At 68.3% G+C, this 22,815-nt stretch carries 32 protein-coding genes; 14 read left to right on the top strand and 18 right to left on the bottom strand.

Annotation, left to right across the window (positions count from 1 at the left end; translation table 11 throughout):
- Positions 1-27 precede the first annotated feature (27 nt).
- Both ACMGFH_RS18380 and ACMGFH_RS18375 read left to right on the top strand, forming a co-directional pair.
- Positions 28-384, top strand: coding sequence for a VOC family protein (locus ACMGFH_RS18380; RefSeq protein WP_415379935.1), 357 nt, complete (start codon positions 28-30; stop codon positions 382-384).
- 42 nt (positions 385-426) lie between these two features.
- On the top strand, positions 427-1,248 hold the full coding sequence (locus ACMGFH_RS18375; protein WP_415379934.1) for an SDR family NAD(P)-dependent oxidoreductase: 822 nt from the start codon (positions 427-429) through the stop codon (positions 1,246-1,248).
- A 3-nt stretch (positions 1,249-1,251) separates the two neighbouring features.
- On the opposite strand, the gene ACMGFH_RS18370 is transcribed toward ACMGFH_RS18375, so the two are convergent.
- On the bottom strand, positions 1,252-2,493 hold the full coding sequence (locus ACMGFH_RS18370; protein ID WP_415379933.1) for an MFS transporter: 1,242 nt from the start codon (positions 2,491-2,493) through the stop codon (positions 1,252-1,254).
- Between the two features lie 217 nt (positions 2,494-2,710).
- On the opposite strand from ACMGFH_RS18370, the gene ACMGFH_RS18365 reads away from it, so the two are divergent.
- Complete coding sequence (locus ACMGFH_RS18365; RefSeq protein WP_415379932.1) at positions 2,711-3,097, top strand: hypothetical protein; 387 nt, start codon at positions 2,711-2,713, stop codon at positions 3,095-3,097.
- Between the two features lie 48 nt (positions 3,098-3,145).
- Here ACMGFH_RS18365 and sufU read toward each other — a convergent pair whose 3' ends face one another.
- Entirely contained in the window at positions 3,146-3,577 is a 432-nt protein-coding gene (gene sufU / locus ACMGFH_RS18360; RefSeq protein ID WP_415379931.1) for a Fe-S cluster assembly sulfur transfer protein SufU, read from the bottom strand.
- Between the two features lie 250 nt (positions 3,578-3,827).
- On the opposite strand from sufU, the gene ACMGFH_RS18355 reads away from it, so the two are divergent.
- Complete coding sequence (locus ACMGFH_RS18355) at positions 3,828-5,003, top strand: hypothetical protein (protein WP_415379930.1); 1,176 nt, start codon at positions 3,828-3,830, stop codon at positions 5,001-5,003.
- A gap of 58 nt (positions 5,004-5,061) precedes the next feature.
- Here the strand turns inward: ACMGFH_RS18355 and ACMGFH_RS18350 are convergent, their stop codons facing one another.
- From ACMGFH_RS18350 to ACMGFH_RS18305, 10 genes are all read right to left on the bottom strand, one after another.
- Positions 5,062-5,829, bottom strand: coding sequence for a class I SAM-dependent methyltransferase (locus ACMGFH_RS18350; protein ID WP_415379929.1), 768 nt, complete (start codon positions 5,827-5,829; stop codon positions 5,062-5,064).
- A 61-nt stretch (positions 5,830-5,890) separates the two neighbouring features.
- Entirely contained in the window at positions 5,891-6,580 is a 690-nt protein-coding gene (gene fer, locus ACMGFH_RS18345; protein ID WP_415379928.1) for a ferredoxin Fer, read from the bottom strand.
- 607 nt (positions 6,581-7,187) lie between these two features.
- Positions 7,188-7,520 (bottom strand): hypothetical protein, encoded by a 333-nt coding sequence (locus ACMGFH_RS18340; protein ID WP_415379927.1) that lies wholly within the window; start codon positions 7,518-7,520, stop codon positions 7,188-7,190.
- On the bottom strand, positions 7,517-7,867 hold the full coding sequence (locus tag ACMGFH_RS18335) for a helix-turn-helix domain-containing protein (RefSeq protein WP_415379926.1): 351 nt from the start codon (positions 7,865-7,867) through the stop codon (positions 7,517-7,519). Before ACMGFH_RS18335 ends, ACMGFH_RS18340 begins: the two co-directional genes overlap by 4 nt.
- A 133-nt stretch (positions 7,868-8,000) precedes the next feature.
- Positions 8,001-9,236 (bottom strand): aminotransferase class V-fold PLP-dependent enzyme, encoded by a 1,236-nt coding sequence (locus ACMGFH_RS18330; RefSeq protein ID WP_415383281.1) that lies wholly within the window; start codon positions 9,234-9,236, stop codon positions 8,001-8,003.
- 97 nt (positions 9,237-9,333) lie between these two features.
- Positions 9,334-9,639: a hypothetical protein gene (locus ACMGFH_RS18325; RefSeq protein WP_415379925.1), complete on the bottom strand. Its 306-nt coding sequence runs from the start codon at positions 9,637-9,639 to the stop codon at positions 9,334-9,336.
- A gap of 51 nt (positions 9,640-9,690) precedes the next feature.
- On the bottom strand, positions 9,691-9,981 hold the full coding sequence (locus ACMGFH_RS18320) for a DUF424 domain-containing protein (protein ID WP_415379924.1): 291 nt from the start codon (positions 9,979-9,981) through the stop codon (positions 9,691-9,693).
- Positions 9,982-9,984: 3 nt separating this feature from the next.
- The gene (locus tag ACMGFH_RS18315; protein ID WP_415379923.1) at positions 9,985-10,713 is read right to left on the bottom strand and encodes a tetratricopeptide repeat protein; all 729 of its coding nucleotides are present in this window, start codon (positions 10,711-10,713) and stop codon (positions 9,985-9,987) included.
- 37 nt (positions 10,714-10,750) lie between these two features.
- A complete protein-coding gene (locus tag ACMGFH_RS18310; RefSeq protein WP_415379922.1) occupies positions 10,751-11,044 on the bottom strand; it encodes a hypothetical protein in 294 nt (97 codons plus the stop codon).
- Between the two features lie 68 nt (positions 11,045-11,112).
- Positions 11,113-11,361, bottom strand: coding sequence for a hypothetical protein (locus ACMGFH_RS18305; protein ID WP_415379921.1), 249 nt, complete (start codon positions 11,359-11,361; stop codon positions 11,113-11,115).
- An 80-nt stretch (positions 11,362-11,441) separates the two neighbouring features.
- Here ACMGFH_RS18305 and thpR point away from each other — a divergent pair, with 80 nt between their 5' ends.
- Positions 11,442-11,999 carry an RNA 2',3'-cyclic phosphodiesterase gene (thpR, locus tag ACMGFH_RS18300; protein ID WP_415379920.1) on the top strand — a complete coding sequence of 186 codons (558 nt, stop codon included), beginning with the start codon at positions 11,442-11,444 and terminating at the stop codon, positions 11,997-11,999.
- A gap of 53 nt (positions 12,000-12,052) precedes the next feature.
- Here the strand turns inward: thpR and ACMGFH_RS18295 are convergent, their stop codons facing one another.
- Positions 12,053-12,328, bottom strand: coding sequence for a hypothetical protein (locus tag ACMGFH_RS18295; RefSeq protein WP_415379918.1), 276 nt, complete (start codon positions 12,326-12,328; stop codon positions 12,053-12,055).
- Between the two features lie 211 nt (positions 12,329-12,539).
- Between ACMGFH_RS18295 and ACMGFH_RS18290 the strand changes: the two genes are divergently transcribed.
- Positions 12,540-13,367: a ZIP family metal transporter gene (locus ACMGFH_RS18290; protein ID WP_415379917.1), complete on the top strand. Its 828-nt coding sequence runs from the start codon at positions 12,540-12,542 to the stop codon at positions 13,365-13,367.
- 36 nt (positions 13,368-13,403) lie between these two features.
- Here ACMGFH_RS18290 and ACMGFH_RS18285 read toward each other — a convergent pair whose 3' ends face one another.
- Positions 13,404-13,910, bottom strand: a complete 507-nt coding sequence (locus ACMGFH_RS18285; protein ID WP_415379916.1) for a hypothetical protein — start codon at positions 13,908-13,910, stop codon at positions 13,404-13,406.
- Between the two features lie 210 nt (positions 13,911-14,120).
- On the opposite strand from ACMGFH_RS18285, the gene ACMGFH_RS18280 reads away from it, so the two are divergent.
- The 3 genes from ACMGFH_RS18280 to ACMGFH_RS18270 are packed head-to-tail and all read left to right on the top strand — an operon-like array spanning position 14,121 to position 15,216.
- Positions 14,121-14,273 carry a 50S ribosomal protein L39e gene (locus tag ACMGFH_RS18280; RefSeq protein WP_274325978.1) on the top strand — a complete coding sequence of 51 codons (153 nt, stop codon included), beginning with the start codon at positions 14,121-14,123 and terminating at the stop codon, positions 14,271-14,273.
- Positions 14,270-14,548, top strand: coding sequence for a 50S ribosomal protein L31e (locus ACMGFH_RS18275; RefSeq protein WP_415379915.1), 279 nt, complete (start codon positions 14,270-14,272; stop codon positions 14,546-14,548). The genes ACMGFH_RS18280 and ACMGFH_RS18275 overlap by 4 nt, the downstream gene beginning before the upstream one ends.
- Positions 14,549-14,550: 2 nt before the next feature.
- Entirely contained in the window at positions 14,551-15,216 is a 666-nt protein-coding gene (locus ACMGFH_RS18270; protein ID WP_415379914.1) for a translation initiation factor IF-6, read from the top strand.
- A 16-nt stretch (positions 15,217-15,232) separates the two neighbouring features.
- On the opposite strand, the gene ACMGFH_RS18265 is transcribed toward ACMGFH_RS18270, so the two are convergent.
- Positions 15,233-15,583, bottom strand: coding sequence for a hypothetical protein (locus ACMGFH_RS18265; RefSeq protein WP_415379913.1), 351 nt, complete (start codon positions 15,581-15,583; stop codon positions 15,233-15,235).
- A gap of 179 nt (positions 15,584-15,762) precedes the next feature.
- On the opposite strand from ACMGFH_RS18265, the gene rpl18a reads away from it, so the two are divergent.
- Genes rpl18a through ftsY form a run of 3 tightly spaced genes read left to right on the top strand, consistent with a single transcriptional unit; the run spans position 15,763 to position 17,663 of the window.
- Positions 15,763-15,936 (top strand): 50S ribosomal protein L18Ae, encoded by a 174-nt coding sequence (gene rpl18a, locus ACMGFH_RS18260; protein WP_415379912.1) that lies wholly within the window; start codon positions 15,763-15,765, stop codon positions 15,934-15,936.
- Positions 15,933-16,397: a prefoldin subunit alpha gene (gene pfdA, locus ACMGFH_RS18255; RefSeq protein ID WP_415379911.1), complete on the top strand. Its 465-nt coding sequence runs from the start codon at positions 15,933-15,935 to the stop codon at positions 16,395-16,397. The genes rpl18a and pfdA overlap by 4 nt, the downstream gene beginning before the upstream one ends.
- Before the next feature lie 6 nt (positions 16,398-16,403).
- Positions 16,404-17,663, top strand: a complete 1,260-nt coding sequence (gene ftsY, locus ACMGFH_RS18250; RefSeq protein WP_415379910.1) for a signal recognition particle-docking protein FtsY — start codon at positions 16,404-16,406, stop codon at positions 17,661-17,663.
- A gap of 39 nt (positions 17,664-17,702) precedes the next feature.
- Here ftsY and ACMGFH_RS18245 read toward each other — a convergent pair whose 3' ends face one another.
- The 3 genes from ACMGFH_RS18245 to ACMGFH_RS18235 all read right to left on the bottom strand — a co-directional run bounded on the left by ACMGFH_RS18245 (position 17,703) and on the right by ACMGFH_RS18235 (position 18,998).
- Complete coding sequence (locus ACMGFH_RS18245) at positions 17,703-17,975, bottom strand: HalOD1 output domain-containing protein (RefSeq protein WP_415379909.1); 273 nt, start codon at positions 17,973-17,975, stop codon at positions 17,703-17,705.
- A 155-nt stretch (positions 17,976-18,130) separates the two neighbouring features.
- On the bottom strand, positions 18,131-18,796 hold the full coding sequence (locus ACMGFH_RS18240) for a bacterio-opsin activator domain-containing protein (protein ID WP_415379908.1): 666 nt from the start codon (positions 18,794-18,796) through the stop codon (positions 18,131-18,133).
- Between the two features lie 46 nt (positions 18,797-18,842).
- The gene (locus tag ACMGFH_RS18235) at positions 18,843-18,998 is read right to left on the bottom strand and encodes a hypothetical protein (protein ID WP_415379907.1); all 156 of its coding nucleotides are present in this window, start codon (positions 18,996-18,998) and stop codon (positions 18,843-18,845) included.
- Between the two features lie 430 nt (positions 18,999-19,428).
- On the opposite strand from ACMGFH_RS18235, the gene ACMGFH_RS18230 reads away from it, so the two are divergent.
- Both ACMGFH_RS18230 and ACMGFH_RS18225 read left to right on the top strand, forming a co-directional pair.
- On the top strand, positions 19,429-21,135 hold the full coding sequence (locus ACMGFH_RS18230; RefSeq protein WP_415379905.1) for a nitrite/sulfite reductase: 1,707 nt from the start codon (positions 19,429-19,431) through the stop codon (positions 21,133-21,135).
- Positions 21,125-22,804 (top strand): Coenzyme F420 hydrogenase/dehydrogenase, beta subunit C-terminal domain, encoded by a 1,680-nt coding sequence (locus ACMGFH_RS18225; protein ID WP_415379904.1) that lies wholly within the window; start codon positions 21,125-21,127, stop codon positions 22,802-22,804. Before ACMGFH_RS18230 ends, ACMGFH_RS18225 begins: the two co-directional genes overlap by 11 nt.
- The last annotated feature ends 11 nt before the right edge of the window (positions 22,805-22,815 follow it).

Here is a 22,815-nt window from a genome sequence, read left to right as displayed (position 1 = left end):
TCCACGGCCGAGTGATGAGTGTCCTGCATGATCGAGTTAGAACATATTACCTTTGCTTGTGAGGACCCGGCGGAACTCGCGACGTTCTGGCAGCGGGCGGTCGACGGCGAGCGGCGCGACCTCCCGTCGTTCGATTCGGAGATCGTCGACCGGGAGCGCGGTCCCGCGCTCCTGTTCAAGGAGATGCCGAAAGGCACCGAGCGGGACCTGCCGATCCACCTCGACTTCGCCGCCGCGGACCGGGCGACGGCCGTCGAGCGCCTCACCGAGTTGGGGGCGTCCGTTCGCGAGACGAAGACAGAATCCGGCGAGGGCTACACCGCGACGTGGACCGTGCTGGAGGACCCGGAAGGCAACGGGTTCTGTGTGACCGAGTACGAGTGAGGCGCCGGTAGCTACAACACCCGGACAGCCGAACCGCGAGCCATGACCGACCGACTGGCGGACCGGGTCGCCGTCGTCACCGGCGGCGCGCGCGGCATCGGCGAGGCGACCTGCCGGCGACTGGCCCAAGACGGCGCGGACGTGGTCGTCGTCGACGTGCTCGGCGACGAAGCCGAATCCGTCGCCGACGAGATCGCGACGGAGACGGGAGGGGAGACGTTCGCCGTCGAAACCGACGTGGGCGACGAGGCGGCAGTCGAGCGGATGGCCGACCGCGTCGCGGACGAGTTCGGCCAGGTGGACGTACTCGTCAACAACGCGGGCGTCCGCGTCGAGCCCCGTCCAGTCACCGAGGCCGGCGAGGACAGCTGGGACCGGATCGTCGACGTGAACCAGAAGGGCGTCGCCGTCTGCGCGAAGCACCTGATCCCGCTGATGGCCGACGGCAGTGGCCGCGAAGGCGGATCCGTCGTCAACGTCGCGTCGATGGGCGCCGAGGTCGGCCGCCCCGACTGGGCGCAGTACGACTCGACGAAGGGGGCCGTCGTCGCGATGACGAAGGACATGGCCTGCGACCACGCGTCGGAGGGGATCCGCGTCAACGCCGTCTCGCCCGGCTGGGTGATCACCGACTACCACCTCCCGGACGACGAGCGCGAGGCCGACGCGTTCCTGGCGGAGAAGACGGCGCCCCACGCCGAGGGCCCGGGGATCCTCAAGCGCGCGGGCGAACCGCGGGAAGTCGCAGGCGCCATCGCCTTTCTGGCCTCAGACGAGGCGTCGTTCGTGACGGGGACGACCCTGCGCGTCGACGGCGGCGTCTCGGCGGTCGGGACGGGCCTGGAGTGGGACGACTACGAGTAGCGGCTACCGGTCGAGCGCCCAGAGGACGAGCGACAGCGCCGTCGCGGCGACGAGCCCGGCCGCGAGCAACCGGAACGCCGCGCCGAACCCGGCTGTCTCGGAGAGGTAGCCGACGATGGCGGGCGAAACCGCGCCGGCCGCCATCAGGAGCGTCCGGACGACGCCGAGGCTCCCGCCGGCGACCGACTCGGGCATGACAGACATCATGTACGCGCCGCGGACCGGCCGGTAGCCGTGGGCGCCCAGTCCGAGCAGGACGACCGCGCCGCCGAGGACGACGGGACCGCCGGTCGCCGAGAGCGCCAGCACGGCCAGCAGCCCGGTGGTGGCGACGCCGAGCGTCAGCGCGAGGATGGCCTCGGCGCCGACCCGGTCGCTCGCCTCGCCGGTGACCAGTTGGACGAGACTGACGACGAAGAGCACGCTGAACAGCAGGTTCGCCGTCGCCTCCGAGACGGCGGTCGCCTCGGTGAGATAGAGGGGGAGGAAGGCGACGGCGCCGTTGTACGCGAACGAGAAGCAGATGGTGACGACGACGAACAGCGCGAACCGACGATCCCGGAAGAGGGCGACGTAGGCGCGAAGCGGGACGCCGTCGCTGTCTCCGGACCCGTCGTCAGCTGCTCCGGAACCGTTCGAGGCGGCGCTCGCCGGCTCGTCGGGGAGCCGCTTCGGGACGCGCCGCGCGAACGCGACGGCGAGGCCGACGCCGACGATACCGGCCGCGAGGAACAGCGAGCGCCAGGGGGCGCCGAACGCCGCGGGGAGTCCCGAGGCGACGACGACCGCCGCGGGCGCGGCGACGCCGCCGAACGTGCCGAACGTGTCGAAAATGCCGAGCGCGCGGCCCGTCCGCGCGGGGTAGGCCCGCGAGAGCAGGCTGACGCCGACCGTCTTGTACGTCCCCGTCCCCGCGCCGACGAGCGCCATCGCGCCGATCAACACCCACAGCGGCGCGTCGACGGCCAGCGCGAGCGCGGCGACCGCCGCGACCAGCGCCCCCGCGGTGATCACCCGGACAGATCCGAGCCGGTCGGCCAACAGTCCCGAGGGGAACTGCATCGCCGCGTAGACGAGCATCAGCCCGGTGAACGCGCTCCCGAGGACGGTCCGCGAGACGCCGTACGTCGTGCCGAGCGTGCCGAACAGCGGCGGGAAGGCGTAGCGGAGGAACTTCCCGAGGAACCACACCAGCGCGGTCAGCGCGAGCGCGTCGAACCGCGCGAGGCGGTCCGGGACTACCACGGTCGCCCTCCAGCACCGGTCGCTCGTCGGGCCGGACCCGTCGCTCCGCGGTCGCGGGGCGCGCGCTCGTCGCTCGGTGCGGGCGTCGACTCCATCGCGTCGTTGTCGGTGGAGGCGCGTTCGCGGGGAAATACGTCCCGGTTTCGGCCCGCCGGTCGAACGGCGCCGAGGCTCGCGGCCCAACAGAGACAAGGCCATCGCGGGAGAACCGAAGGGCGTGCCAGACGACACTCACGAGGGACGCGACGATCCCGGCGACGGGAGCGACATACCGTCGGCCGAACTCGACGACACGCCGACGGTCAGTTGCTCGCGCTGCGACCGCGAGTGGGACCTCGCCTACGAACTCGACGACCTGGGCGTCGGCAACCAGGCGGTCGAACAGTTCGCGCTCGACCACAAGCGTCACACGGGTCACTTCCCGGACGACGTGACCACCTGGCTCGCCGAGTGCCGCCGCTGTCCGGAAGGCTCCGAACACCTCGTCCGCCACGCCGCCGAGCGCTGGGCGACGATCCACGCCCGACACACCCGCCATTCGGTCGAAATCGACCACGGCATCGACGACGAGACGACCGTGATCGAACCCGACGACGTGAGCTGAGCGCTATCCGACGGGAGAAACGCGGAAAATCGCTGACGCCGCCGAGCCTCACTCCTCGTCGTCTTCGGTCGTCGTTCTGTCGACGTCCGTCTCGCCGAAGTAGATCTCCGCGCCGTCCTGTGCGACCTTCTCGGCGAGCACGGCGCACTTGACGCGCATCGGCGAGATGTCGACGCCGAGCATGTCGATCACGTCGTCTCTATCCATCGCTTCCAGATCCTCGACCGCCATCCCCGCGAGCTTCTCCGAGAGCATCGAGGCGGACGCCTGCGAGATGGCGCAGCCGTCGCCGCGGAAGGCGACGCGCTCGATGACTTCCTCGTCGTCGTCGAGCACGACGTCCATCTCGATGGTGTCGCCGCACATCGGGTTCTCGCCGACGTGGGTGAACGTGGCGTCCTCGATCTCCCCGAAGTTACGGGGGTTCTTGTAGTGGTCGAGGATCTGCTGTCGGTACATGTCCGATCCGCCGATGCCCATTGTTGGTCTCCGGTACGCTCCATCGGCGGAAAAGGATTCCGAGGGAGCGCTTCGCACGGCCGCACCCCCGCCGAGGGCGCCCGGCGCGGTCCGTCAGACGGTTGTTTCACGTCGTGAACCTACACCGAAGTTTATTACCTACCCTCCCAGAAATAGGGGCAACGGAAACAGGGCAATGTTCGACCGAGTCAACGACGCCATATCCGGTGGGTCCGGGTCGGGAGACGCCGACGCGGAGCATCTGGGAGACATGTTGCGAGAGGGCGAAGCGTTAGCGCACGCGCTCGCTAACGACGGGACGATAGAACACACGCAGGACGGTCGAACGACGACGATCGAATCGAGCGGCGACCACGGCGCCTATATGCTCGCCACCGACGAGCGCGTGCTGTGGATCCTCGGCGACAAACCGGACGAGCCGGAGATCGCCTTCGAGCTGACCGACCTCGAGACGAGCCACGTCCGGAAGGGGCTGCTCAACAGCAAGATCGAGGTCCAGACAGACGACGAGACGGTCGTCTTCGACCCCGACGAAGGGGACGTCGAGGAGGCGGAGGACTACATCGACGCCGTCGGCTCGTCGTGGTCCGACATGGCCGCGGCGCTCGCGCACGCCCGCGACGGCATCGCCGCCTACGAGGACGCCTGCAAGCGCGGCGAGGACCCGAACCAACACGCGCTCTCGGCGCGGTCGCAGTTCTCGCAGGCGCGCCGCTGTGCCACCCGCGAGGAGCGCGCGCCCGAGCAGAAGATCCGCGCGGAGGTCGACGCCGTCGTCGAGGAACTCGAACACACCCGCGTCACCGCCTGGCTCGACCGCGCCGTGTCCGCGTACGAGACGGTCCAGACGGCGCTCGAAGACGGGGAGTACGGCGAGGCCTGCGAGGCGTACGTCGACGCCGCCGAAGCCATCGACGAGGCCCGCGAGTCCCTCGACGACGTCGACCATCCGCCGGAGGGCGCGGCGGACCGACTGGATTCGCTCGAATCCGACCTCCGCGCGGCCGGCGAGGCGTTCCTCGACGACGCTGCCGGCCGCTGCGAGACCGCGCTCTCCGCGGAGGAGGCCACGGTCGCCGTCGACGCCTGGGAGGAAGCGTTCGACCGTTACCGCGCCGCGACCGACGCCGGCTGGAACGGGCACGCCCCCGTCTCCGAGGACGCCCTCGAATACCAGCTCACCTGGGTCACCGCGGGGCTGCTCGAAGCGATGAGCGCCCACGCGACGGCGCTCGAACGCGAGGGCGACGACAGCGCCGACGACGACGAGGCCGGCGACCGCTACGAGGACGCCGAAGCCTGGTTCGAGCGCGCCCGCGACCTCGCCGCCGACCGCCCGCACCACGAGGCCGACCAGTACGAACAGGCGCGCGACCGCGTCGAGGAGAAGCGCCTCGAGAGCGCCGGCTGGGAGTTCGGCGGGTGAACAGGCGGATTTCGTCGCTCAAACCCGGCGGAACCAGCCGCTGCGCCACCGCGACCGTTCACCGCGCTATCGTCGCGACGGTCTCCGACTCCAGCGTCAGGTCGTCCCCGTCGAACCCGCCGAACAGCGACACGTCCTCGAAGCCCGCGTCCTCGCAGAGCTCTCGAAGCACCGGCGGCGCGTAGAGCCTGTTCTCCCACTCCATCCGGTCGACGTAGTCGTACCCCTCGCCGGTCGCGTCGAAGACGTCGATGCGCGTCGAGAACCGGCCTGTCTCGACGTCGAACGTCTGGCGGTACACCGAGAAGCGGCCGTCGTCCTCGCTGACGGTCGCCGCGTCGAAGTTCCGCAGGAAGAAGTCCCGGTTCGACTGCTCGACGACGAGCACCCCCTCCTCGGCGAGCAGCTCGCGAGCGTCGGCCAGGACCTGCACGTCCGTCTCCCGGTCGTAGTACCCCAACGAGTTCCAGAAGACGGTTATCAGGTCGTACGAGCCCGAGCGCTCGCCCAGGTCGCGCATGTCGGCCTCGTGGAACACGGTCCGGTCGTCCAGCCCGCGGTCGCTCGCCCGGTCGCGCGCTCGCCCGACGAACTCTGCAGAGAAGTCGAGTCCCTCCGCGTCGACGCCGCGGTCGGCGAGCGCGAGGACGTGCCGACCGACGCCGCAGGCGATATCCAGCGAGCGCTCGGGCCGGCAGTCGAACTCCTCGTCCAGCAGGTCGATCAGCGTGCCGATCTCTTCGTCGGCCGCTTCGAACATGCCCTCGAAGCTCTCCGCGAACAGGTCCGCTTGCTCCCGAAAGAGCCGGTCTGCCCAGTGAGTCACGTTCGGCGCGTCGCCGCACCGGCACAAAAATTCCGTGGTGGCGTGGGTGGCGGTGCCACGGTCAGTCGTCGTGGGCCTGCTCCCAGGGACGCGGCGGGAGCAACAGCTCCTCCAGTTCCGGCATCGACTTGACGTTGTAGAGGACCTGCAGCTCGTCGGAGACCGGCATCCCGTTGCACGAGAGCTGGAAGCCTTTTTCGAGCATCTCCGGCGGGAGCACGTGGTCGACGCGGGTCCGCATCTCCCCTTCGAGGATGATGATGGCGCAGTTGGCGCAGGCGCCCCCGCGGCAGGCGAACGGCCACGCGAAGCCGTGGCGCTCGGCCGCTTCGAGCAGCGACTCGCGCGGCCGCACCCAGAACTGGCCGTAGTCTTCCCGGTCCAGCCCTCCGTCCGCCGCCACCTCGAAGAGGTCCTCGTCGTCGACGTCCCACCCGTGGTCGTCCAGCACCTCGTAGTTCAGATACTCGACCCGGCAGCGTTGCGTCCGTTGCGGCTCCTCTCGCTCCGGTTCGGGGGTATCTCCGGCCACGGCTTCGGCGGTGCTCCCCTCGTCACCGCCGCTCGCTTCCCCCTCCACCGCGGCGTCGCCGTTCTTGATCTCCTCGTAGGCGGCCCTCACGAGCTGGAACTCGCGCGCCGACCCGCCGTGGTCGGGGTGGGCCTCCTTGATCCGCTCCCGGTAGGCCTCCTTTATCTCCTCCTCGTCGGCGTCGGGGGCCACCGAGAGAACGTCGAACGGCGATTCCACGCGCCTGTCTAGCGGCAAGGGCTGCTTAAACCCCACCATCTTTTTCGCTGGGGGGTCGCGCTACGCGCGACCCCCCAGCCAAAAACATGGGTGAAAAAGGCCGAATCCTCGCTCCGCTCGGATTCGGGGAAACGCCTCGCTTCGCTCGGCGTACGCTCAGTACAGCCCGCAGCGTGAACAATTGCGGTGGCGCGCGCTGTCGCGCGTTTCATCGCGCGACAGCACCGTGCGAGGGATGAGCGAAGGAGCGGAGCGACTGAGCGAATCGGCTGGGGAGGCGTGAGGCGCGGTGCTGTGCGGTCCCTGGTGGACTGAAAGGGCGAGTCGGGCTCGCGTTCATGTAGTCGCCTGAGCGGGCACTATCCGAGCGGTGCGAGGTCGACCGTAGGGAGACCTCGAATGCGAACGGGGAGCGAAGCGACCCGTGAGCGAAGCGAGGATATCCGACTCAGCGACCGCGAGCGCGCCGAGGGCTTTCAGCGCTCACCGTCGACTGCGGTCATTTCGGCCCGGCTTCTCTTCGCGACATGGCATCTGAAACCACTGCTCAACAGGCGACACGAACGAAACAGGAGTCCGAAATCCCGCGATGCGATCTCACTTGCAGTCACTCTCGGACGTACAGCGATCCGAGCAGGGCGGCGACGCCAACGAGGCGGATGAGTTCCTCGGTGAGGAACAGCGCCCACAGCGTCGCCGTCGTCGGCTGCCGACCGCCACCGACGGGACCGGTCATCGGCGTCCCGTCGAGCAGTGCGCCGACCAGCAGTTCGAACGCCGGCGGCGCGACCAGCAACAGGAACAGACCGACCGAAAGCAGGGCCATCGGGCGGCTGTCGTGCTGGCGGTAGGCGATCGCGGCCTTGGCGACGACGACGAGCGTCCCGACGACGACGAGCCCCTGGACCAGCGACGTGAGCATCGCGAGCGTCCCGATCATCGCAGGTCACTCCAGAGGGCGTGCAGGCGCGCGGCGGTCTCGTCGCGGTCCCTGTGGCTCACCGCGAGTTCGAACCCCTCGTCGGTCAGGTCGACCCCGAGGCGGTCGAGGCGGGCGCGGTACTCCGCGTAGTGGTTGCCGCGGTCGTCGGTGCGGGTCACCTCCGAGAGAAAGCCCGCGTCGGTCAGGTCGTCGATGCGGTCGTAGACTGTGGAGGGCGCGGCGTCGAGCGCCTCCGTGAGCGCGTCTGCTGTCATGGGGTCACTCCGTGTGGCGACGAGGATCGCTCGGGCGTAGGCGTCGCCCAACAGCGCGAACGTCTCCTCCGGTGGCGGCGCGTCGCTCACACCGGCCGTTTCTCCCCCTGATAAATAAGCCCTCACCGCAGTTCGCGGCTCGCAAATTACCCCGCCCTCGATCACTCCGTTCGGTCCATTTGGCTCCGGTGAATCGGTGCCGTCGGCACCGAACGCTCGAACGCTAGGCGAACAGTTGGCGCGCCTCGTCCAGCGCTTCGACCAGCTTGTCCACTTCCTCCTTCGTATTGTAGATGTAGAAGCTGGCGCGAGTCGAGGAGGGGATACCGAGCTTGTCGTGGAGCGGCTGGGTGCAGTGGTCGCCCGCCCGCACCGCGACGGCGTACTCGTTGAGGATCTCCGAGGCGTCGTGGGCGTGGACGCCGTCGAGGTTGAACGAGACGAGCGCGGCGCGGTCGTCGCCCGGCGGGCCGAGGATCTGGATGTCCTCGAACTCCGAGAGGCGTTCGTAGGCGTACTCGGCGAGTTCCTCGCCGTGGCGCTGGACGTTCTCCATCCCGATGTCGTCGAGGTAGTCGCAGGCCTCCGCGAGGGCGATGCCCTGCGCGATGACGGGCGTCCCGGCCTCGAACTTCCAGGGGAGGTCGTGCCACGTCGAGTCCTCGTAAGTCACCTTCTCGATCATCATCCCGCCGTAGAGGTACGGCTGCATCGCTTCGAGGAGGTGCTCTTTCCCGTAGAGGACGCCGATACCCGTCGGACCGCACATCTTGTGCCCCGAGAACGCGAAAAAGTCGGCGTCCATCGTCTGGACGTCGACGGGCATGTGCGGGACCGACTGGGCGCCGTCGACGAAGTACAGCGCGTCGTGGTCGTGGGCGATCTCGCCGATCTCTTCGACCGGATTGATCGTGCCGAGCGTGTTCGAGACGTGGATCATGCTGACCATCGCGGTGTCGTCGGTGATCAGCTCGCGGGCGTGGTCCACGTCGAGGTAGCCCTCCTCGTCCACCCGGATGAACTTCACGTCGGCGCCGGTCTTCTTGGCGAGTTGCTGCCAGGTGACCAGCGTCGCGTGGTGGTCCATCTCGGTGAGGACGACCTCGTCGCCGGGGCCGAGTTCGGCCAGGCCCCACGCGTAGGCGACGGTGTTGACCGCCTCCGTCGTGTTCTTGGTGAAGACGACCTCCTCGCGCCCCTCGGCGCCGATGAACTCGGCGACGCGGTCGTGGGCCTCCTCGTAGGCGATGGAGGCCTCCTGGCTGAGATGGTGCAGGCCGCGGTGAACGTTGGCGTTCGTGTTGCGGTAGTAGTGCGAGATGGCGTCGACGACCTGGTCGGGCGTCTGGCTCGTCGCGGCGTTGTCGAGGTAGACCAGCTGCTCGCCCCTGAACTCCCGTTCGAGGATCGGAAAGTCCTCCCGTATGCGCTCGACGTCGAGCGGCTCCGATTCTGACAGTCCCATTAGGGAAACGGACGCACTCGACGGCTAACATTCCTTCGGTTTCCCCAAAACTCAGTTCGCACTCGGAGAATCCCTCCGGCGAACCGTGTTCTCAGAACCACCGATCGGCCGGCAATACGTCCGTCAGTGTCGTGACTACGAGACCGCCACCGAGCAGCGCTACCCCCAGTCCGATCGCGATCGCCGCGCTACCCTCCGCTCGGCCCAGCGCGGTCACGCCGGCCACGAGAAAAAGGACCCCGATCCCGGTCAGCAGTAGCGTCCCGACCGCGCCGAGGATCGCGTCCTCGACGGCGTCGTAGACGATCTCGTAGAGCCGTTCCTCGTCGATACCGGTGGCTATCCCACCGTCCGAAGCCCGCTCGTCGGACTCGTTCGGTGTGTCGCGATCAGTCATAGTTTCGTCAACCAACCGAACGGACAGAAGCGTTCTGGTAGCTCGGGCGACCTACATCCAGAGCAGTTGCGCGTGGCGGGTGCCGTCGAGGTCGAGGACGTTCTCCTCGTCGACGAACCCGTGTTCGATGGCCAGCGCGACGGACTCCTCGCCAACGATGTTCGCCGTGGAGCAGCGCGAGAGGCTGTCGACGACCTCTTCCTCGGTCGCCTCGTCGCCGTCGTAAAAGTCCGGCTCGACGGTCAGCGAGACGGTGCCGTTCTCGTATGTCTCGCCCAGGTCCTCCGGGTCACAGACCGAGACGAGCAACCCCTCGTCGGTGTCGCGTTCGTTGAGGAGCATCGCCTACTCCATCATCTCCGCTTCGGCCTGCTGGCGGAGTTCGTCGGCCTCTTCGGCCAGTTCCTCGGCGCGCTCGTCCTCGCCGAGTTCTTCGAGGGCGCGGGCCTTCTCCTCGATGATCTCGGCGTTGCGGAAGCCGAGGCGGATGGCGTTGTCGAAGGCGTTGCGGGCGTCCTCGGCGAGGCCGCGTTCGAGCAGGAAGAAGCCGCGGTTGTACCAGCCCTCGGCGAACCGGGAGTCGATCTCGACGGCGCGCTCGGCGTGTTCGAGCGCCTGTTCGGTCCGGCCGGAGTTCCAGAACGCGAAGGCGAGGTTGGTCTCGGCCGTCGCGGCGTGCTCGGAGTCGTCGTCGATAGAAAGCGCCTCGCGGTAGGCGCCGATAGCGGCGTCCCACTCCTCCAGTTCGGCGTGGGCGGCGCCCTTGTTCGTCCAGGCCTCCTGTTCGATCCGGTCGTCGTCGGCGAAGCGAGCGGCCCGTTCGAGGGCGTCGGTGGCCTGCTCGTAGCGGTTGATGCCGATGTAGCTCAGGCCCACGTCGAGGAGTTCCTCGGCGTCGACCTCGCTGGCGGCGATGTTTCGCTCGTCGAGTTCGTCCGCGAGGACGCGCGAGTCGACGGGGTCGATCTGGTCTGGGTCGACCTCGAACTCCGGCGGATCGATGTCGAACCCCTCGTACGGGTCGCCGAATCCCTGTCCGGAGGAGAACTCGTGGTCGTCCCGGTCGTCGGTCATACCACCTGATATGCGAGGAAGATGGTTAAGGGCTACGTCACAGTCGTTCCCCGTCCGCCTCCGGCGCGGTGTCCGAGTCGGCGTCCGTCTCCCCGTCCTTCCCGGCGTCGGACGCGTCGTCGGTCGTCGGACCCCCGCCCGCCTCTGATCTGCCGGTGAGCACGTCGAACTGGGCGGTCGCACTGACGACGAGATAGCCGAGTGCGATAGCGAAGGCGAGCGTTCCGTCGTACTGGTAGTCGCTGATCGGTCGGAGGGCCGGAGTCAGCGTCACGATGAGGGCGGCCGTACAGCGGCGGAGGGTCCGGCGGAGGGCTGGGCCGTCGTCCATGTGTGTCTGCTGAATCCCGGCGGGACACTAACGGTGACGGTCCGTCGAGCGCGCTCCGATCAGACCCGTCAAGACGACGGCGGGTCGTTCGCCTCGGTCTCGCCCTCGCCCGGCGGCGCGACGTCGACGACGCCCGCGCGCTTGTTGTACAGTCGCGCGACGCCGAAGAGCGCGCTCGCGACGAGGTAGATCAGCGCAGCGACGACGAGCGGCGTCCCGCCGAAGCCGGAGGCGACTTCGCCGAATCCGATCCCGAGGATAGCGACCACGACGGCCGTACACCGCCGAACCGTCCGCTGGAGGGCGTCGAACGACATATCGCACCGTCCGCGTCCGCGCGGTGTATGTCTGCTGGACGAACACAGCACAGAAGAGCGAGGCGGTCCGACTGGCGGGTATGGGCAAGCGACTGTTCGTCAGCGTCGACCTCGACGGGCTGGCCGAGGAGGTCGCGGCCGCGCAGGAGCGGTTCGCGGGCGCGTCGGGTCTCAACTTCGTCGATCCCGAGCAGGCCCACGTCACCGTGAAGTTCCTCGGCGATACCGACCCCGACAGACTCGACGACCTCGTCGACGAACTCGACGCGGCGGAGGCCGACGCGGGCGTCGACCCGTTCGAGGTCGAATTCGGCGGGCTCGGTGTCTTTCCGAGCCTCGACTACATCAGTGTCGTCTGGATCGGCACGCGCACGGGCGGCGAGGAACTGACGAGGATCCACGAGACCGTCGAGGAGCGGACGACGGCGATGGGCTTCGACGCGGAAGACCACGAGTTCACGCCCCACGTCACGCTCGCGCGGATGGAACACGCCGGCGGGAAGGAACAGGTCCAGGAGACGGTCCGCGAGCGCGACCCGGACGTCGGGACGCTCGCGGTCGAAGAGATCAGACTGAAAGAGAGCGCGCTCGGGCCCGACGGACCGAGCTACGAGACCGTCGAGCGGTTCCCGCTGTAACGGCGCCGCGTCCCCCCTCACACAGTCGGGCTGCGTCCCCCCTCTCGGTCGGCTTACAGCGCGGGCAGGCCGCCGGGCAGGACCCGCGCGGCGACGTAGCCGTCGCCGGCGGGCGTCGGCGAGAGCTCCATGCGGACCGTCGAACCGGCTGCGCGGTCGGCGAGCCGTTCCGCGACGAGCCCGTCCAGACAGTCGACGACCGTCCGTTTCTCGCCGTCGGCCGTCTCGACGGTCATCCGGCCCGACCCGTCCAGCGGGTCGACAATCCTGTGCGGGAGCGCCCCGGTCTCCGCCGCATCCGCCTCGGTCGTGCGCGTCGTGGTTGACATACTGTTTTATTCAGCAGACGAGTATTTATATTTCACCGCATAGGAGAGGGAACATTCATAATGCATATAAGGTTCATTAACCACGCGTTGGCACGGTGCGGCCGTTCCGGTGCGCGCCAGCCGACCAGCGCGCTCCGCGGCCTTTAGGGCTGCCAAAAACAATCAGATTCGTGATAATACTTAGGAGACCAGAGCGTCCACTAGCACGGACATGGTCGCAGTCACGAACCTGACGCTGGTGTTCGTCGCCGGGCTGGTGACGGCGCTGGCGACCGGCCTGGGCGCGGTCCCCTTCTTCCTGGTCGAGGACATCTCCGACCGCTGGAACGTGGTGCTGTGGGGGCTCGCGTCGGGGATCATGGTCGCCGCGTCGCTTTTCGGACTGGTCCGCGAGGGACTTGCAGTGGTCGACGGTGGCGCGGTCGACGCGGCGCTCGCCATCGGGCCGGGCGTCCTCGTCGGCGTCGCTCTCGTCGTCGTCGGTCACGAGGTGCTCGAAGACGCCGAGTTCGACGCGAAGGAATACGAGGAGGCCGACTTCCGGAAGCTCGTCCTCATCCTCGGCATCCTGACCGTCCACAGCTTCCCGGAGGGGGTCGCCGTCGGCGTCTCCTTCGCCGAGCTGGGCATCGACCAGCCGAGCCTCGCGACCGTCTCGCTGGCGGGCCTGACCCTCCCGGTGCTGGCGGTGTTCATGACCGTCGCCATCTCCATACACAACGTCCCCGAGGGCGTCGCCATCTCCATCCCCCTGCGCGCGATGGGCGTCAGCGAGTGGCGGATGGTCTGGTGGGCGGTGTTCTCCAGCCTCCCCCAGCCCGTCGGCGCGGTGATCGCCTACTACTTCGTCACGCTGGCCGAGCGGTTCCTCCCCTTCGGCTTCGGCTTCGCCGCCGGCGCGATGGTGTACCTCGTCGCGACCGAGTTCGTCCCCGAGGCGCTCGACCGCGGGGAAGACCTGCCCGGTGGCGGCCGGCGCGAACTCGTCGGCGGCGTCGCGACCGGCGTGCTCGTGATGGTTCCGCTCGCGTTCGCGTGAGCGGCCGGCCGTCCGCCGCGCGGGTTCGCCGTCCGCTTAGAGTAACTTCCGCTGGGTCACGGTGAGGTCGACGAACACGTCGAGCGGTGACGGCTCGTCGCCGGGCCCGGCCTCGTCGCGGTAGTCGGAGTGGTCGACGACGAAGTAGTACGGGCCGGAGTCGTCGATGGGCTGTCGGGCGCCGCCCTTCTGCGTCTCGGCCTCGTAGGCGTCCTTCGCGACCTTCTCCGCAGTCGCGCTCACGTCGGTGTTGCCGGCGGGCGTCAGCGCCGGCTCGTCGCCGTCCGTGTAGGTGTCGTAGAACATGAACGACTCCTCGGAGGAGAAGAGGTAGACGTCGAAGGGACGGTCGGCCTTCGCGCGATACCTGATCGCGCCGCCAGGGTCGGACACGTCCGGGATCTCCTTGATCCAGCCCTGGCCGGGCTGGACCGACACCGTTCGCTGGACGGTCGTCACGACCTCGCCACCGCCGCCGATACAGCCGGCGACTCCGCCCGCGACTCCCAGTGCGGCCGCCGACAGTAGCGCTCGCCGCTCCATAGCGGTAGATGGCGAATTTTCCTATATAGAGGCACCTACCGGAGAATCAATCCTGATAGCACCCGTCGCTCCCGCGACGATGGTGGCCCGTGTCGCGCGACTGATCCGTATCGCGCGACGAACGAGTTCAGACGGGCGGGAACCGGGGCGAAACCGACCCCGGGCGAAAGGAACAGGAATTTAAGCGCCGGCGCGGAAGGGGGTGACACTATGGGTAAGAAATCGAAAGCCAAGAAGAAGCGCCTGGGGAAACTCGAGCGCCAGAACACGCGCGTCCCGCCGTGGGTCATGCTCAAGACCGACCGCAACGTCGAACGCAACCCGAAGCGGCGCCACTGGCGCCGTAGCGACACGGACGAATGAGCGCCGGCGACTTCGAGGAACGGGTCGTCACCGTCCCGCTCCGCGACACGAAGGCCGCGCCGAAACAGGAGGAGGCCGACAAGGCCATGTCCATCGTCCGCGAGCACCTCGCCAAGCACTTCGCCGTCGACGCGGACGCCATCAGGCTCGACCCCTCGATCAACGAGGCGGTCTGGGCGAACGGTCGGCAGAACCCGCCGCGCAAGCTCCGGGTTCGCGCCGCCCGCTTCGAGGAAGACGGCGAGAGCATCGTCGAAGCCGAGACGGCAGAGTAGACTTGCTCCGCGCGGCTTTCTCCGGTTCGGCGTACGTCGGTGTCTTCGCACGGGCGACAGACGACTGTCTCCTCGTGCGACCCGACGTCGACGAGGACCTCCTGGAGGACCTCGGCGAGGAGCTCGACGTCCCCGTCGTCCCCACGACCGTCGGCGGGTCGGGGACCGTCGGCGCCCTCGCGACCGGCAACGGCAACGGCCTCCTCGTGAGCAGCCGCGTCCGCGAGCGCGAGCGCGACCGGATCGCCGAGGCGACCGGTAGTTCCATCGGGGAACTCCCCGGCCGGATCAACGCCGCCGGGAACGTCGTCCTCGCGAACGACAACGGCGCCTACGTCCACCCGGACCTCTCCGCGGAGGCGGTCCGCGCCGTCGAGGACGCCCTCGGCGTCCCCGTCGAGCAGGGCGTGCTCGCGGGCTCGCGAACCGTCGGAACGGCCGCGGTCGCCACGAACGCGGGCGTCCTCTGCCACCCGGACGCCACCGATGCGGAACTGGACTTCCTCGAGGACCTGCTGGACGTGCCCGCCGACATCGGCACCGTGAACTACGGCGCGCCGCTGGTCGGCTCCGGCCTCGTCGCCAACGACTACGGCTACGTCGTCGGCCAGGACACCACCGGCCCGGAACTGGGGCGCATCGAGTCCGCCCTCGGGTACATCGACTGACGTCGGCCGGCCGGCGTCAGAACACGTTCTGCGGCAGTCTCGACGCGTTCTCGGCGAGCACGGCCAGCGTCGGTTCGACGTCGTCGAACCGCGCGCCGCGCGTGACGACGTCGCGGTCGCGGTGCCACTCCACGACGTCGGCCTCCGCGAGTTTCGGGAGGTGGACGTGATGCAGCCGGACCTCCGTGAGACGCCGCGAGTCCGGCCCTCCGGGCCCGCCGGTACCCGACTCGGCCTCCGGCGACTCCCGGTTGCGCTCCAGTACCGCGTCGGGCACCTGTACCGTCTCGTGTTCGCGCAGCAGCAACAGCAGTCGCCGCCGGGCGTCGTTCGCCAGCAATCCGAATATCGTCGAGGCCCCGATCATACCCACGTGTTCACGCGGCCCGCACATAACTGTTATCTCGGCATCAGATCGGGGACCGACCGGACAGCGCGCTCGAACGGGGCGGTGTGCCGGTCGGGAGACGCCGGGAGCGGCCGGGTCGCGGTGGGCGGAGACTCCGTTGCGGAAGGTACTTCCCGCTCGCTCTCCCAGCGGGACACATGAGTGAATTCACAGTCACCGGGCAGTGGAGCGCCCGCGACGGCTGGCAGCCCTTCGAGAAGGAGATCGAGGCCGAGAACGAGAACGTCGCGCGCGAGCACGTCCTCGCCGAGTTCGGCTCGAAGCACGGGCTCAAGCGCACGCAGGTCGAGATTGAGGGGGTCGACGCATGAGCCTCGGTGGCGGCGGCGGCGCCCAGCAGCAGATGCAGCAGCTCGCACAGGAGATCGAGCAGATCGAGGAGCAGATCGAGGCCCTCGAAGGCGAGATCAGCGGACTGCAGGAAGAGAAACAGGAGATGAACGAGGCCATCGAGGCCATCGAAGCGCTCGAATCCGGTTCGACGGTTCAGGTCCCGCTGGGCGGCGACGCGTACGTCCGCGCCGAGGTCCAGGACATCGACGAGGTCATCGTCGAGTTCGGCGCCGGCTACGCGGCCGAGCAGGAGCAGAACGACGCCATCGACATCCTCGAGAACAAGCAGGACACGCTCGACGAGCGCATCGAGGAGATCCGCTCGGACATCGCCGAGCTGGAGACCGAGAGCCAGGAGCTCGAACAGCAGGCCCAGCAGATGCAACAGCAGCAGATGCAGCAGATGCAGCAGATGCAACAGCAGCAGGACGACGAGTAAGGCCCAATGTTCGACGGACTGAAAGAGAAACTCGGCCGCTTCAGCGACGACGTCGAGGAGGACGTCGACGAGGAAGCGGTCGAGGAAGCGCCGGAAGACACCGAGGCGGCCGACGCGGAGGCAGAAACAGCTGACGCCGGGGCCGAACCGGTCGACGCCGAAGCGAGCGACGCGTCCGCCGAGCCAGACGCCGACACCGCCCCGGACACTGACGAACCCGCGGTCGAAGAAGACGAGGCCGAAGCCGAGCCGACGGCCGACGACGCCGAAGGCGGCGAAGCGACGGACGAGGAGTCCGCGGACGGCAACGAGTCCGCGGATGACGACGAGCCTGACTCCGACTCCGACGACGACGAGCCTGACTCCGACGACGACGGTCGGAGTCTCGGTGAGCGGGCGAAGCTCCTCGCGACCGGGAAGACCGTCATCGACGAGGACGACCTGGAGAACCACCTCGACGACCTGGAGATCGCCCTGCTCCAGAGCGACGTGGAGATGGGCGTCGCCCAGGAGATTCTCGACGGCGTCGAGGAGAACCTCGTCGGCGAGACCCGCCGGCGGCTGTCCTCGACAGGCAATCTCGTCCGCGACGCGCTCCGCGAGGCGCTGTACGACGTCATCAGCGTCGGGCAGTTCGACTTCGACGAGCGGGTCGCCGAGGCCGACAAGCCCGTCGTGATCGTCTTCACCGGCGTCAACGGCGTCGGGAAGACGACGACCATCGCGAAGCTCTCGCGGTACTTCGAGGAACGGGGGCTCTCGTCGGTGCTCGCCAACGGCGACACCTACCGCGCGGGCGCCAACGAGCAACTGCAGCAACACGCCGACGCCCTCGACAGGGAGGTCATCTCCCACGAGCAGGGCTCGGACCCGGCGGCGGTCATCTACGACGCCATCGAGTACGCGGACGCCCACGACGTGGACGTGGTGCTGGGCGACACCGCCGGTCGGCTCCACACCTCCGACGGGCTGATGGACCAGCTCTCGAAGATCGACCGCGTGACGGATCCGGACCTGACGCTGTTCGTCGACGAGGCGGTCGCCGGACAGGACGCCGTCAACCGCGCGCGCGAGTTCGACGACGCGGCGGCGATCGACGGCGCGGTGCTGACGAAAGCCGACGCCGATCCGCAGGGCGGCGCGGCCATCTCGATCGCGCACGTCACCGGCAAGCCGATCCTCTTTCTCGGCACCGGGCAGGACTACGGCGACCTCGAACGGTTCGACCCCGAGGAGATCGTCGACCGACTCCTCGGCGAGGAGTGAGTCGGTCCTGTCCGCTGGGTTCGCGCCGTCAGCGGCTGTTCACTCGGTGACCGTCACGCGGCCATCGCCGGAGACCGTCACGTCGTAACCGGCGTGCGAAAACGAGATGCGGGCGAGTCCGCCGCCACCGCCCGTGTCACCGACGAGCCGTTCGAGCGCGTCGGGGTCGACAGAGCGATACAGCGGCGGTATCGCGTCTGGCTCGCACTCATTCGCCGTCGCGAGTCGCTCGACGACGGCGACGGAGACGGCGTCCGTCCCGCCGGGCGGTCCGCGTGCGCCCCCGTCGCTGGACTGCTGTTCACGATTCATACTCACTCCTCCACTGGTGCGACCGTCGCGCCGGACGCGGTCGCTGCACGAAGAGTTCCACCGATACCGCGTAGGGCCGGGACGACCGTCATCCCTCGGTGTGACAGGTAACGGGTATTAAGTGCCGGGTCGAGCGGGAACGCGGTCGAGCCCCGTCAGGAGGGAGGCCGGTCGCGATGATCGTGATCCAGCGTGTGCCCGACGAGCGCCTCCTGTCCGCGGCGGAGACGCGCCGACGCCGCGTTGCGCGAGACGCCGAGTTCGTCGGCGACGTCCTGGAGCGAACACTCCCGCGGGACCGAGAAGTAGCCGGCCTCGCGGGCCGCCGTCAGCGCCGCGCGCTGCTTCTCGGTCACCTCGTACTTCCCGTACGACGAGGGGTCGTCGCTGCGGTATAGTCGGTCGAGTTCGACGCCCTCGCGCGCGGCGCAAAATCGGTCGTCGAACGACGAGACCGACGCCTGGTCGGAGAACAGGGCGCGGAGGGTCCAGACGCCGTCCCCGCCCTCGGCGTGCAACACCGTCGCGGCCACGTCGTCGAGGGCGGCGAGCAGGTCGGTCCCGTCGCTTTCCCACTCCACCCGGTAGAGGCGCTCGTCGTCGTGGTCCTCCACGACGGCGAACTCGCTGACCGAGGCATCACTGCGGAGCGCCGTCTCGAACGCCTCGAAGTCGGCCGACGCGACCCAGACGTACGGGGTCACCGCCTGCTCGCCGTCGACGACCATCCGTTCGAGGGTGACGGTTCCGCCGACAGCACCGAGCGCGTCGCCGAGCAGAAACGCCGTCGCTGGAACGGTGAACTCGCCGATGACGGTCATACCGTCGCTTTGGTTCGCCGGAGAATAAAGCCCCGCCTGGCGTGCGTCACTCGTCGCGTTCGTCGGAGAGGTGCTCCCACACCTCGGCGCAGCCGCATCCGTCCTCGACGTCGTCCAGGTGCGAGGTGTCGACCTCGCGCTCTTCGTCGTCCGATTCGACCTGCGCCGTCTCTCCTGCCTGCACGTTTGCCGTGTCGGTCATTTGGTTGTTCAGTTCCAAGGCCCGACTCGGTATAAAGGCCCCCATGCACGCACCCCTCGCCGTCACTGCCGGAAGGCGACAAATATCTCCGGATCACGGATCCCGCCAAACCGTCAGATCCGGAACGGAAGGCCGAAACGAGGGGGATTCGCGCGATCGTCGGCAAATGACGCCGCATCCGCGGGAGCCCCCTCGGGAACCGGAGCCGCCGGGCCGTTGCAGGTGAAGCAGGAGCGACAGTCGCCCGGGCCGATCATCACAGATAGCGGCAACCGATGGGGGCTTTCCCGCAGTCGTGGCAGACCTGTCCGTGACGGGGAGTTACAGGGAAATGGGGGACAGTGTGATACACACCCACGCGATCGTCGCGTGAACTTTCACTCATGAACGGGACAGACACACGCGCCTCGGTAACTCGGGGGGATCCGCTGTGAACACGGTCGAGCAGCACAAACAGGAGAAACACCCGCTGGATGTCGTCGAGGACGTCAAGGAGTACGCCGAAGAGGGTCTCTCGTTCGAGGAGATCGAGGAGCGGGCCGGCAGCGGCGAGTGGGAGCGGCTCAAGTGGGCCGGGATGTACTCCCACGGCCGCAAGCAGGGCTACTTCATGATGCGGACCAAGGTGCCGGGCGGCTATCTGTCGCCCGAGCAGGCCGAGGTCATCGGCGAGGTCGCCGAGGAGTACGCCGTCGCCCCCGAGGAGTACGGCGGCGAGGAGCAAAACGACATCTGGGGCGACGCGTTCATGGACATCACGACCCGCCAGGACATCCAGAAACACTGGATCCGGGTCGAGGACGTGCCCGAGATATGGGACACCTACGACGAGGTCGGGCTCACGACGATCCAGGGCTGCGGCGACGGCGCCCGGAACGTCCTCGGCTGCCCCGCCGCCGGGCTGGACGGCCACGAGTGCTTCGACGCGCAACCGGTCATCGACGCCGTCTCCGACTACTTCACGGGCAACCGCGAGTACGCCAACCTGCCCCGGAAGTTCAAGATGACCATCACCGGCTGCAAACACGACTGCGGCCAGTCGCAGATCAACGACGTGGGCATGACGCCCGCCCGGAGGGAAGTGGACGGCGAGGAGATCTACGGCTTCCACTGCAAGGTCGGCGGCGGTCTCTCGGACGGCCCGCGGATGGCCACCCAGATGGACGTGTTCGTCCCGCCGGGCGACGCCGTGGAGTTCTGCCGCGCCATCGCCCAGACGTTCAAGGAACTGGGCGACCGCAACAACCGCGGCGTCTGCCGGATGCGCTACCTCGTCGAACAGCTGGGCACCGAGGAGTTCGAACAGGCCGTCCGCCGGCGCTGCGAGGTCGACCTGCCCGACGCGGGCGTCGACCTCACCGAGGGGTACACCGGCGACCACGTCGGCGTCCACGACCAGAAGGGCGAGGGGCTGAAGTACGTCGGCTTCAACGTCATCACCGGTCGCATGGGCGGCGACGAGTTCGCCGAGGCCGCCCGCGCGGCGAAGCAGTACGGCACCGAAGATGCATCCATCCGCCTCGCGACCGACCAGAACTTCCTCATCACCCACATCCCGGAGGAGAACCTCGGCGATCTGCTGAACGAGCCGTTCGCCCGCAAGTACGAACACGACCCCGGGCCGTTCTCGCGGGGCGCCGTCGGCTGCACGGGCTCCGAGTTCTGCAACTACGGCATCATCGAGACGAAAAATCGGGTGTACCGCTGGGCGAAGGCGCTCGACCGGCGCATCGACACGCCGGAGGACCTCGACGTCGTCCGAATGCACATGTCCGGCTGCTCGGCCTCCTGTGCCCAGCCGCAGATCGCCGACATCGGCTTCCGCGGCGAGACGGTCAACGTCGACGACCCGGAGACGACGACCAACGAGGAGGGCGACAACATCGTCGAGGGCATGGACTTCGGCCTCGGCGGCTCGCTGGGGGCGGACAACGAGTTCCTCGACTGGGTCGAGAACGCCGTGCCCGCCCAAGCGGTCATCCCCGCCATCGAAGAGCTGTTCGAGGCCTACGTCGACGAGCGCGAGGAGGGCGAGCGGTTCTACGAGTGGAGCCGCAGGGTCGGCAACAACCGCCTGCGGAAGATCATGCAGCGGGCCGACGCCAACGTCTCGGGAGGTGTCGCGCATGGCGACTGAGCGCCCGTGGGAGCGCCCTCAGGACGAGAGGCGACGCGACAACGAGTGCAGTCAAGTCGTGCCGGCGGACGTGGCACCGGAACTGGCGGAAGGAGGGCGCAACCGGGGAGACGGCAGCGACGACGTCGAACTGGACTCGGACCGCCTGCTCACCGACGGCGGGCGGGACCAGCCGATGCCCGGCGTCCCCGACGTTGGTCGCAGCGACGACGCGGACGACTGCGGCTGCGGGAGTTCCTGCGGCTGCGGCGGCCACGCCGAGCGCGGTCACTCGCACGGCGACGCCACCGGTCGATCGACGGCGGTACCGGACGGCGGAGCCACGCCGGCGAACGTCGACGAGAACGGCAAGCTCCGGAACGTCGAGTTCACCAAGCCCGCGGAGGGCAAGAGCCAGGACGTCTACGACACTCCGGCCGACCGACGCGTCCAGCGGCCCGGCGAGGAGGAGCTGGCCCTCGACACGCCCTCGTACGAGATCCGCTCGCGGATGAACGACATCGAGACGCCGGACGACAAGACGTGGTTCATGGAGCTCGACGAGGGCGTCATCGACGCAGACCGCTGCATCCAGTGTGGCACCTGCGTCGCTTCTTGCCCCTCGGACTCCATCGGCATCGGCGACGACGGCCTGCCGGAACTCGTCAAGATGTGCACCGGCTGTTCGATGTGCTGGGACTTCTGCCCCCGCGGCGGCCTGCGCTACGAGCGCCAGTGGAAGATCACCGGCGGCGACGACAACGTCTCCGGCGCCGGCGACCCCATCACCGAGTTCTCCGCGAAGGTCGACGAGGACTGGCGCGAGAACGCCCAGGACGGCGGCCTCGTCACCGCCGTCCTCTGCAAACTCCTCGAGGAGGGCGAGATCGACGGCGCGCTCATCGCCACCGAGAGCGACGACGAGCCCTGGAAGGCCGAGTCGTTCCTCGCCACCACCCCCGAGGAGTGCATCGAGAACGCCGGGAGCTTCTACAACCAGACGATGGCGCTCGGCAATCTCGACCTGGGCCAGTGGGAGCACAAACTCGACGTGCCCGTCGATGAGGCCTCGCTGGCCCTCGTCGGGACGCCCTGCGAGATCGAGGGCATCCGCGCCCTGCAGGACTTCGAGTGGGACTACGCCAGCCAGGAAGACGGCGTCCGCGCCATCGACTACGCCATCGCCCTGATGTGCACGAAGAACTTCAACTACCAGAAGCTCATGGGCGAGAAACTGGAGGAAGAGCGCGACATCGACCTCGCCGACGTGGGCAAGATGGACGTCCTCGACGGCCGGATGATGGCCTACGACCACGAGGGCGAACTCATCGTCGACGAGGACGTCGAGGAGTTCCACGACGCCGCGCTCAAGGGCTGTGACGAGTGTGCCGACTTCACCGGCTACTGCGCCGACCTGACCGTCGGTTCCGTGGGCTCCAGCGACGAGTACTCCTCAGTGATCGTCCGGACCGAGCAGGGCCTGGACGCCTGGAACCTGACGAAGGACGACCTGGACTACCACGACCTGGAGGACCGGTCGGCCATCGGCGGCCTGCAGTCCTGGGACAAGAAGAAGGCCTTCGACTCGCTAAAACGGCCGTTCGACCCCGACGCGCCGCGGTTCATCGACTACACCGACCACGCCGAGAACTACGGGACCGAGCTGAACCCCCACGACCGCGGGCACTGAGACGCGAGGTC

The organism is Halosimplex rarum (assembly GCF_047715405.1).
Lineage (GTDB): Archaea > Halobacteriota > Halobacteria > Halobacteriales > Haloarculaceae > Halosimplex > Halosimplex rarum.
This window is presented reverse-complemented; position numbering and strand designations above follow the sequence as displayed.